This is a genomic window from Desulfosarcina sp., from assembly GCF_041551955.1.
Taxonomy (GTDB): domain Bacteria; phylum Desulfobacterota; class Desulfobacteria; order Desulfobacterales; family Desulfosarcinaceae; genus Desulfosarcina.
Genome location: NZ_JBFELV010000174.1, coordinates 1 through 9,527, shown reverse-complemented (window position 1 = coordinate 9,527; position 9,527 = coordinate 1). Strand labels below are relative to the sequence as shown.

Sequence of the window (9,527 nt, the reverse complement as noted above, 5' to 3'; positions counted from 1 at the left end):
TCGCCATTTTTCATCGGCAATACATCGATCGGCTGCTGCGAGACAACGACGGGAATGTGACTCGGGCGGCGCAAAAGGCGGGTATCCAGCGTCAGTACCTGCACCGCCTCATGAAAGAAGCGGGCATTGCGACGGACGATTACAAGGATGTGCCCGATGATGAGATGCAAGGGCCAGAAACGGATTAAGGTCCGCGGGCAGAAGGACGCGTTCGGCGATCACGTTTGCCCCATATCCGCAATGGTTAAATCCGAAAATCGTTGAACGAAAGGCTGCGCGTTCAGGGAATCCGAAGGCCAACAATGGCAAATGCATCCTTGAGGCGTACCTGACCCACCGGGCGCTTGTCGCGGATGACGGTGATGATGTGGAGATCATTCTTGACCATGACCGCGATGGCAGTGGTGATCTGATCGCTGAGGCGCACCGACGGTTCCAGAGGAACGTCCCCGGTCAAGGGAAGCAGGATCTCTCTGACGCTGTTCAGGGTTCGTGTGTGCATGGGCGACTTCTCAGGGGTTGGCGGACGGAGCGGATCGCCCGTCGATTTTTGAATGCGGCCGATACCTACGCCCCTGATGCGGGGGCATCCCGGTAATCTTGTTTTGATTCTGGATGATAAATCTGCAAGCCAAATGCCAGATCGAAACGCACCCGGTATTTCTTCGGAGGCCGCGTTCGGCTGGGTCCGCGCGTGATTCTCGCGACGGAAAAACTTCCCGCAGCCCTCGTTTTCGGATTGCAGTGTCCAGAATCAGGAGACAGGTGACGGGTTGCCTGTCCACGGATGGTTTTCTCTGCGCTTCAGGCAAAAACGGGAATCCCCAAGATCGGCCAGCCCTTCCCGCTGGAATTGCCCGTACCGGTCAAGTTTTTGGTGGATCAGGCAATGGCACGGCTTTTGATAGGATTGGCAGAAGGCAGGCGTGAATGGAAATGAAAACTCTATTACCTTGGTGAAGCCATGGTCATCCAAGACGCTCTGGTTGAAAAACCCCCTCAGACCCGGCGGGTGCTTCTGGTGGACGATGAGGAGCGGTTTGTCCTCCAACTGGGCACCCTTTTGGAAAAACGGAATTTTCAGGTGGTTACGGCCGGAGACGGCTTGACGGCCCTCGCATTGATCGACACCCAGGCCTTCGATTCAGTGGTAATGGATATGCGCATGCCGATGATGGACGGTTTGACGGCCCTGGGTCGCATACAGGAAAAAAAGCCAGCGCCGCCGGTCATCATGCTCACCGGCCACGCCACGCTGGAAACCGGCATCGAAGCCATTCGTCGAGGCGCTTTCGATTATCTGATAAAGCCATGCGGCATCGAGGACCTGGTGGCAAAATTAAACCTGGCCTGCACGGTCGGGCAGATTCGACGCCGACCGATCCTGTGGCCCCGAACCCAGGCCGGGGAACTGATCCTGCATGCGTTCCGGCGCATCGAGGACGCCGACCCCCTCGTCGAGGCGTTTTCTATTTTCAACCACCGGCTGACCAGGATGGCTGGCGAGACTCTTTTTGTCGTGGATAAGCATGACCGCCTGTGCGGCCATCTGAGCAAGCAAGATGTCGTGAATCGGGTCGCCCGGCAAATGGGGCTCAAAACGGTTACCTGGGGAGAGCTGTCCGCCAATCCCCAATGGCTGCCGGATTTGACGGTCGGCGAGGTGATGCACCCGGATACCGTCTCGGTTGAGCCCGCCACCCCGTTGAAGCAGGTAGCGGCCCTCATGATGGAAAAGGGGTTGCGGACCCTGCCCGTTGCCGGCCAAGACCGACGGGTACTGGGGGTGATCCGGCTGAGGGACGTGCTCGTTTATCTTGAGGGTGCCGAAGAGTTTGCCGATGAACCGTTTGAGGAATGAAATTTCATGAAAAACGATTACCCGCATTTTCGGCGGCTATGGTACCGGGTGCTGGCGGCCCTCATGGGCGCGGCATTCATCCCCTTAGTGGTCATCGGCGGCGTCTTTTCTTTTTATGCGGCTGCGATCTTCAAATCCAGAACCGTCGAGATGCTCGTCCAGGACGTGGCGATGCGCCGGCAGCATCTCGACCGATTTTTAAACGACCGCGTCGTGGCGCTTAACCTGGTTTCCAGAATGCCCACGCGCATTCTTTCGGAGCAGGAACATTTCGTCGAATACACCCAGGACCTTACCCGTGAGTTGCCCTGGATTCATGATCTAGGGGTTTTCGATCTGGACGGTAACCAGCTTACCTATACCGGACCCTTTACCCGGGAGACCCGTAACTACAGTGATCGCCCGTGGTTTCGCAAGGTCATTTCCAGCGGGGTCTGCATCGGGGACCTGGAGCTGGGATATCGACAGCTTCCCCACATCAGTGTCGCGGTCCGAAGGGATCGAGACCAACCCTCCCTGATCATCCGGGCCAGCATCGATGCCGTTACGCTTCAGGATCAACTGCTGCTGGGATGGAACACGTTCTCCACGGCGGATGTTTTCCTGGTCCATCCCGACGGCCGCTATCTGTCTTCCCCGCGGACGGGGTGGCGCCTGATGGCCGACTCCGGTCTCGGTGTCCAAGAGCCCTTCGAGGGAACCCGTATTCATGAGGCGGACGGTACCATTCTCTTCACCACCTGGCTTTCGTCGACCCCCTGGGTGCTGGCGGCTCGGTTCGATGCCGACGAGGTGTTTGCCCCGGCACTGGAGATGCGGTACCTTTCCGTCTGGGCACTGATTATCGGTGGTGTCATCATCGTGTTTTTCGTCCTGCTGACCGCCAATACCCTGGTCAGCCGGCTGGAGGCCAAGCGACAGCGCATCCAGCACCTGAATCGCCAGCTTCACCGAAGCAGCTTCATGATCTCCACCATGGAACTGGGGATTGGTCTTCTCCAGGAAATTGCGGATCGACTGGCCAGTATCACCGTGGCGTCCCAGTGGATGGGAAATCATCTGGCCGGCGTCGCCACCCCGCAGATGGATGAGGACCTCAAACAGGTCCGGGAGTCGGCCAGCCAGGCCCAGGAGCGTCTTAAAGAATTTATGTCCAGCCTGCGCCCCGAGGCACCCATGATCGCCGAGGTGAACCTGGCAACGCTGATCGAATCGTTGGTGACATGGTTGAACAAGGAACTGAACTTGCGATGCATTCGGCTGGCGTTAACCGTCGACAATGACGCGCCTGCGATCAGGACCGACCGGAGCAGGCTGCGGCATGCCATTCAGAACATTCTGCTCAATGCCGTGCACGCCGTGGATAAACATGGAGAAATTCATATCGCCATCGCAGCCGACGGTCAGGGGGTGGCGATCACCTTCACCGACAGCGGCCCGGGCATTCCGGAGGGGGATCGTGAGAGGATCTTTGAGCCGCTTTACACCACCAAGCCCGACGGTACCGGCCTGGGACTTCCCGTGGCAAGGGATATCCTTCAGGCCTTGGGAGGATCACTGACCCTGGTATGGCCATCTGCGGGTGGCGCGGTATTTAAGATGGTGCTGCCGGAAAAATATCAGGGCCCTCAAGACGCAGACCAAGCGCCAAATACAATCGGCGGGCCATGATCAAGCGTGAACACCTGGGAATGGCGATTGAGGCCGTATATGCCGTAGACCGGGAATCCGGCTACGGATTGCGGGAACTTTTTGACGCCGCCAGGATTAGCATTCCAACTGCGGATGACCGCCGTGCGAGGGACTCCGGCGGCAGGGGGTTCTATTACTATTTCGAAGGGGAACGGGTGGATATCCCCAAAACGGATTTCGTGGCAGAAGGCATCGCCACCCTCGAACAATCCCTGGTTCTCAAATTGGGAGAACTTCGCGAAAAGCAGATCCGTGCCGCGCGATGGGTGTCCGGAAACGTGCGGCAACTGGCCGGCGACATCCGGCGGGCCGGTGCTGAGGCGGTGGTGGATTACGAACTGCGCCGACTGGCAATGCGGCCGGAAGGCCTGGATGAACCGCTTCGGATGCCCGACCCCAAATCGCCCGGACAACATTTTTCAGGCCACCTGAGCGGGGGCCAGGCGGTCCGATTCATGCCGCTGCCCCTGGTCCGGGCCGCTCTGCTGCAGGTGGCCGGGCCGCGGTTTGAATTTTTCAACGTTCGGTTTATTCTGCGGGGCTGGTCCGACGGAACCTTGCCGTGGATATACGCATGCATCTCCCGGCAGCAGGTTTTGGGGCTGGTTAAACTCCAGCTGCATCGACAGGCGGTGAACACCCGCATCGAAGTCCGGTACATTGCCCGGCGAATGCCGCAACACTTAGACACCGAGACCCCGCCCAAAGGGGTGGGAACGTTTTTGCTGGCGGGGGTCTGGATGCTGTGGCATACATGCTATCCCCAGGTGCGCCATATTTTTTTGGACGGGGAGGTGGGTGCCCGAAAATTTTACCTGGACTGTGGTTTCAGGGAACAGCGATCGTGCCGCTATGTTCTGGAAACACCCGGCGGATACCTGCTGACTGCCATCGCAGACATGGCTGACGACAGCCGACCGCCGACCGGCAGTCTCAGGCCCGGGTTGGAATCGCTCATCGGCGCTTCGATCAAGCGGATGCAACGCGGTTCCAGGGGCAGGAGTCGAGAGTCGGCCTTGAGGTTCATTAATCGATGTCTCATGGCGCGGCACCAACCGTATCCGGCAACCACTGCCCTGGCCCGGTTGCTGAAATACCAGCACCGGATCCCCGAGGCCACGGCCCTCATCGACGTCGCCACCCGAACGGGCAAAGTGCGCATCGCCGGTGAAACGCCCGATTCGCAAACAACGGTCCTGATCGTCAATGATGCGCGATTTGCCCTTCATCTGCAAGGGGTGTTTCACCTGGAAAGCCCCAAACGGGTTGAGGCGTTCAACCGCGCCCTCGCCCACGCCAGCATCGCCGGTCGATGGCACGCGATGGCCATCGAGCCCGCCGATCAGGAGCAACTGCTGTGGGTCCATACGGCCGACTATCTGGAGCGGCTGGAGAAGACCTCTGGCCGGCAGCTGGTCACCTTGGATTTGGACACCCAGACCACCGAACGCTCATGGGAAGTGGCCTGTCTGGCGGTAGGCGGCGTATTTCGGCTGATGGACGGCATTTGCGGTGGCCTGGCCCTGCGGGGCATTGCCGCCGTGCGTCCCCCCGGGCACCACGCCGAGCCGGATCGGGCCATGGGATTCTGCCTGCTCAACAATGTCGCCCTGGCCGCTCGCTATCTTCAGAGGATTCACGGCGTGGGACGCATCATGATTGTCGATCTGGACGCCCATCACGGCAACGGCACGCAGGCTGTTTTTTATGACGATGATTCGGTGTTGTTCGTCTCCACCCATCGTTTTCCGGCTTATCCGGGAACGGGAAACTTCGGTGAGATCGGCCATGGACGGGGCAGAGGTTTCAACGTGAACATCCCCATGGACAGAGGCGCCGGTGACCGGGAGTATGCCACCGTGATCCACCGCATCATCGATCCCCTGGCCGACGGGTTCAAACCTGAATTCATTTTAGTTTCACTCGGTTTTGACCTTTATCTGCACGACCGACTGGGAGGCATGCGGGTCACCCCGGAAGGCTACGGGATGCTCACCGCCAAGTTGATTCAGATGGCCGACAGGCAATGCCGGGGACGCATCGCTTTTGTGCTCGAGGGCGGCTACAGCGTCAAAGGCATCGAAGCCTGCGGCATCAAATTTCTCCAACGACTATGCCAACCTGAGCGTGACGGCCATGACCGACCAGATTTCCAGCCCCAGCGTTTTCCTTTCGTCCCCGCCAGTATCTCCAAGGTGATCGAGGTCCAGAAGGCTTTCTGGCCCCAGCTGGTCTGAGGCTTCCGCGCAATGACGATCTTCGCCATTTGCACGTGTCCCCCGGCCATTGCCGGCAGTCCGGCTGGGAGACACGTCTGTCAACAAACGGTAGACACGTCTACTGGGGAGCAGCTCGACACATGGTGATATAAAAACATAACAAATTAAAAATATTATAAAAAAAAATTATTTTGGGATATTTTTTTTGGCATGTTCCTTGATTCACAATGAAATAATTGAAAAGCAAACAAGCGTTGATCTACAGCCGCGATCTGTTTAAGGAGGCGACATGCTGAACTTAGCATCAAACGTTTCGGAACATACTACCCCCGCTGTTGCCGAGGTCGATCGACCATCCCGGTATAGGCGGCTTTCCAGACGGTTTATCCTGCTGACCCTGGTATGTTCCGTCGTCCCGTTGTTGTTGGTGGGATGGGGGATCAACCGCCACTACAATCGTTTTGCCGAAACCCGGGTTGTGAACGCCTTTCGCAAGGAAGTGCAGCATCACCACAAGGTCATCGAATTATTTTTAGAAGAACACAGTTCCAAGCTTGAGCTGATCGCCATGACCCTCGATCGGAAGGCCCTCACCCGACCGGGTCGTTTGAGGTTCGTTTTCGACATGATCAACCAGGAGCACTGGACCCTGACAGATATAGGGGTTATTGACGTCGAAGGTAATCACTTGGCCTATGTGGGTCCCTATGACCTGATGGATAAAAACTATCGCGAGGCCCTTTGGTTCAATATGGTCATGGAGAAGGGATTGTACATCAGTGACATGTTCCTGGGGTTTCGACGAGAGCCCCATTTTATCATCGCGGTCAAGGGGCGTGACGATGACGGATCCTATATTCTGCGGGCGACCGTGGACACCGAGGCGTTTCGTGCGTTGGTGGAAAATGTCATGATCGGCCGGACCGGTGAGGTGTTCCTGGTCAACGGGGAAGGCGTTTATCAGACCACGCCCCGCTACAGCGGTCGGATCATGGAAAGCGCTTCAATTGCCGTGGGCGAGGTCCACCCTGGCATCCGGGTTCGCCAGGAGGAAGCTGATGCCGGTTTCAACGGCGACCGGCCGGTGCGTCAGATCGTGAGCACCGCATGGCTGGAGGCGCCCCAATGGATGCTGGTGGTCCGGCAGGACCTCGACGAGGCCTTCGTTGCAGAGAAGCGGGCCAATCGTTCTGTCCTCATTTTCCTGCATGTGAGCGCCGCCTCCATCTTGCTGGTTACGGTTCTGGTGACCCGCACCATGCTCAACATGGTCAAGCGCAGGGATGCCGAGGCTGAGATCCTGAACCGTCAACTCATGCAGGCCAGCAAGATGGCCTCCATTGGAGAACTTTCCGTGGGGGTGGCCCATGAGATCAACAACCCGTTGGCCATCATTTCAACTGAACGCGAAATTCTTTTAGATGCCTACCGGCAGGCCGATGGAATTGATGCCGCATTCGGAGCGCAAATGGACGACTCCATGAATCAAATCGATCTGCAGATCAAACGGTGCAAACGCGTCACCCACAACCTGCTCCGATTTTCCCGCAGGACCCAGTCCGTCATCGATACCGTGGACATCAACGCCTATATCCGGGAGGTCGTCGAGCTGATGGCGCGTGAGGCCAAATCTTCCGGCATCACCTTTTTCGAACGCCTGTCGCCGGATGTGCCGCCGATTCTGTCGGATCTCTCTCAGCTCCAGCAGGTATTTCTGAATCTAATTACCAACGCGATCGATGCCCATGACAGCAAACAATATGGTTCCGTGGCAGTCAGTTCCGCGTTTCTGGAATCCGAGGGCATCGTCGAGATCGTGGTGTCGGACACCGGTTGTGGGATATCGGAGGAAAACCTTGCCAAGGTGTTCGATCCTTTTTTTACAACCAAGCCCGTGGGCAAGGGTACGGGGCTGGGACTTTCGATCTGCTACAGCATCATCAGGCGGTTGGGAGGCCAGATTAATATCAAGAGTGTACTGGGACAGGGAACCGATTTTACCATCCGTCTGCCGCTGCGGTCGCCGGATGTGCAGACGGAGACGGACAACCACAATAACCAGCTGGAAAGGGCCGCATGACGACCATGAGGTGCCTGACCGAACTATCCCATCGGGCGCACAGCGCCCCTGTTAAAAGGAGGTCGCGATGATCGGATCAAAGATACTGTTGGTGGATGACGAGGTAGTTTTCACCAAAAACATGAGCCGCCTGCTGGATGCCAGGGGCTATCGGACCCTGGCGGTCAATAGCGGGGCAGAGGCTATCCGGGCCCTTGAAAATGGGGATTTTGATGTGGTGGTACTGGATCTGAAAATGCCGGGCATGGACGGACTGACCACCTTGAAGGAGATCCGCAAGCTGGGGCTTTTCACCCAAACCCTGATGCTTACCGGCCACGGGTCCATCGATTCGGCTCTGGAGGCGGTCAAGCTGGGCGCCTACGATTACTTGACCAAACCCTGCGAAATCGACGAGCTGGTGGCCAAGATCGAAGGTGCCTGGGACAAAAAGGATGGGCTCCATAAACAAGACATCCAGGAGAAGATCCAGAAGGTTGTCGAGTCCCCCCGGGATGCGTTCAAGCTCTTTGCCAAGTAGCTACGGACACTGCACAGGGGCACCGAAAAAAAATGACAGGCGCATCGGGCTGGATGGGAACGCTGGAAAACACGTGCCCGGGCGTTGAAGCGGGAGGTTCATGCGCCTTTGCTGGCCTGCCGGGATCCTCGGGTCTCCTGGCAGGTCAAACTCGCGGCGGTTCTGGTGGTGGTTTACGCCGTCAGTCCCATTGACCTGATTCCGGATTTCATTCCGGGTTGTTTGTCCGCGCGAAGCAGCGCAATCAATCGCCGGCGAGGGAACCGGATGGTGCCGCACCGAACACCTGTTATTCGAAGCCCGGCGGCAGCCCTGCCTGCACGATATGATCGTGGGCGACCTGCCGGTTGAGCGGCGTCAATTCCTGGATGCCTCATTGCCGTTTCAATCGGTTTTTGTTAACGGCACCTTCGACGCCAGTTCGAAGAAGCCGGGCGGTACTTTATTCTTTTCATGAAGCTCCCAGGAACCTCGATTCGTCCACGCCATTCGAAAAAACTCAAAAATCGGTTCTAATTTTTTTTACATCGACTCCCTGTCAGCCGGGTAGCGTAGATGGGATCATCGCCTGCGGGCCTGTCATTCGGCACCTGAGAGCCCTGTTCATAGCTGTGGCATGTATTATGCTGACCCACCGGGGTAAGTGGGTTGGCAGATGGTGTCGAACAACCCATCGATCCGACGGCGCGATCAGCGCTGCAGGTAATATAATCGGATCTATAAACCGCCGGAAGGCTCGTCTTGGCTGCCCATCCGGGCAATCTGCCGGCAGAACAATCAAGGGAAAGGAGATGGATGACTATGGATGCCTTATTGATTATGGTGGTGGCATTCGTCGGGTACCTGCTCATGTATCAATCGTATGGCAAGTATATCAGCAGTAAAATAGTTGCCCTATCCGGTGTTGTTTAGACGCCGTCAGTCGAACTTGAAGACGGCATGGATTATGTCCCGACTAAAAAGGAGGTGATTTTCGGCCACCATTTTACATCGATCGCAGGCACCGGCCCGATTGTCGGTCCGGCGATTGCCGTTATCTGGGGATGGGTACCGGCGCTGCTGTGGGTTTTTTTTGGCAGCATCATCATGGGCGCGGTGCACGATTTTGGATCTTTGATCATCTCCATGCGCAATCAAGGAAAATCGATTTCGGAG

General features: G+C 57.3%; 8 protein-coding genes and 1 pseudogene. 8 read left to right on the top strand and 1 reads right to left on the bottom strand.

From position 1 onward, the window contains the following. A partial coding sequence (locus ABYV26_RS13965) for a helix-turn-helix domain-containing protein (protein ID WP_372681966.1) occupies nucleotides 1–188 on the top strand: 188 nt, incomplete at its 5' end. A 92-nt stretch (nucleotides 189–280) separates the two neighbouring features. Here the strand turns inward: ABYV26_RS13965 and ABYV26_RS13960 are convergent. Beyond that, nucleotides 281–502, bottom strand: coding sequence for a hypothetical protein (locus ABYV26_RS13960; RefSeq protein ID WP_372681965.1), 222 nt, complete (start codon nucleotides 500–502; stop codon nucleotides 281–283). A gap of 462 nt (nucleotides 503–964) precedes the next feature. Between ABYV26_RS13960 and ABYV26_RS13955 the strand changes: the two genes are divergently transcribed. The 7 genes and pseudogenes from ABYV26_RS13955 to ABYV26_RS13925 all read left to right on the top strand — a co-directional run. After that, nucleotides 965–1,861: a response regulator gene (locus ABYV26_RS13955; protein ID WP_372681964.1), complete on the top strand. Its 897-nt coding sequence runs from the start codon at nucleotides 965–967 to the stop codon at nucleotides 1,859–1,861. A 6-nt stretch (nucleotides 1,862–1,867) separates the two neighbouring features. Continuing rightward, complete coding sequence (locus tag ABYV26_RS13950; protein ID WP_372681963.1) at nucleotides 1,868–3,532, top strand: ATP-binding protein; 1,665 nt, start codon at nucleotides 1,868–1,870, stop codon at nucleotides 3,530–3,532. Next, nucleotides 3,529–5,790, top strand: coding sequence for a histone deacetylase (locus tag ABYV26_RS13945; protein ID WP_372681962.1), 2,262 nt, complete (start codon nucleotides 3,529–3,531; stop codon nucleotides 5,788–5,790). The genes ABYV26_RS13950 and ABYV26_RS13945 overlap by 4 nt, the downstream gene beginning before the upstream one ends. 271 nt (nucleotides 5,791–6,061) lie before the next feature. Continuing rightward, complete coding sequence (locus ABYV26_RS13940) at nucleotides 6,062–7,852, top strand: ATP-binding protein (protein ID WP_372681961.1); 1,791 nt, start codon at nucleotides 6,062–6,064, stop codon at nucleotides 7,850–7,852. Nucleotides 7,853–7,919: 67 nt separating this feature from the next. Next, nucleotides 7,920–8,372 (top strand): response regulator, encoded by a 453-nt coding sequence (locus ABYV26_RS13935; RefSeq protein ID WP_372681960.1) that lies wholly within the window; start codon nucleotides 7,920–7,922, stop codon nucleotides 8,370–8,372. A gap of 84 nt (nucleotides 8,373–8,456) precedes the next feature. Further along, on the top strand, nucleotides 8,457–8,723 hold the full coding sequence (locus ABYV26_RS13930; protein WP_372681959.1) for a YkvA family protein: 267 nt from the start codon (nucleotides 8,457–8,459) through the stop codon (nucleotides 8,721–8,723). Nucleotides 8,724–9,296: 573 nt separating this feature from the next. After that, nucleotides 9,297–9,527, top strand: a pseudogene (locus tag ABYV26_RS13925) (carbon starvation CstA family protein); the annotation flags it as partial.

Bases quoted from the DNA above. Each gene is read 5' to 3' on its own strand.
- ABYV26_RS13960 (WP_372681965.1), bottom strand. From the start codon at position 502: ATGCACACACGAACCCTGAACAGCGTCAGAGAGATCCTGCTTCCCTTG.
- ABYV26_RS13945 (WP_372681962.1), top strand. From the start codon at position 3,529: ATGATCAAGCGTGAACACCTGGGAATGGCGATTGAGGCCGTATATGCC.
- ABYV26_RS13955 (WP_372681964.1), top strand. From the start codon at position 965: ATGGTCATCCAAGACGCTCTGGTTGAAAAACCCCCTCAGACCCGGCGG.
- ABYV26_RS13935 (WP_372681960.1), top strand. From the start codon at position 7,920: ATGATCGGATCAAAGATACTGTTGGTGGATGACGAGGTAGTTTTCACC.
- ABYV26_RS13950 (WP_372681963.1), top strand. From the start codon at position 1,868: ATGAAAAACGATTACCCGCATTTTCGGCGGCTATGGTACCGGGTGCTG.
- ABYV26_RS13940 (WP_372681961.1), top strand. From the start codon at position 6,062: ATGCTGAACTTAGCATCAAACGTTTCGGAACATACTACCCCCGCTGTT.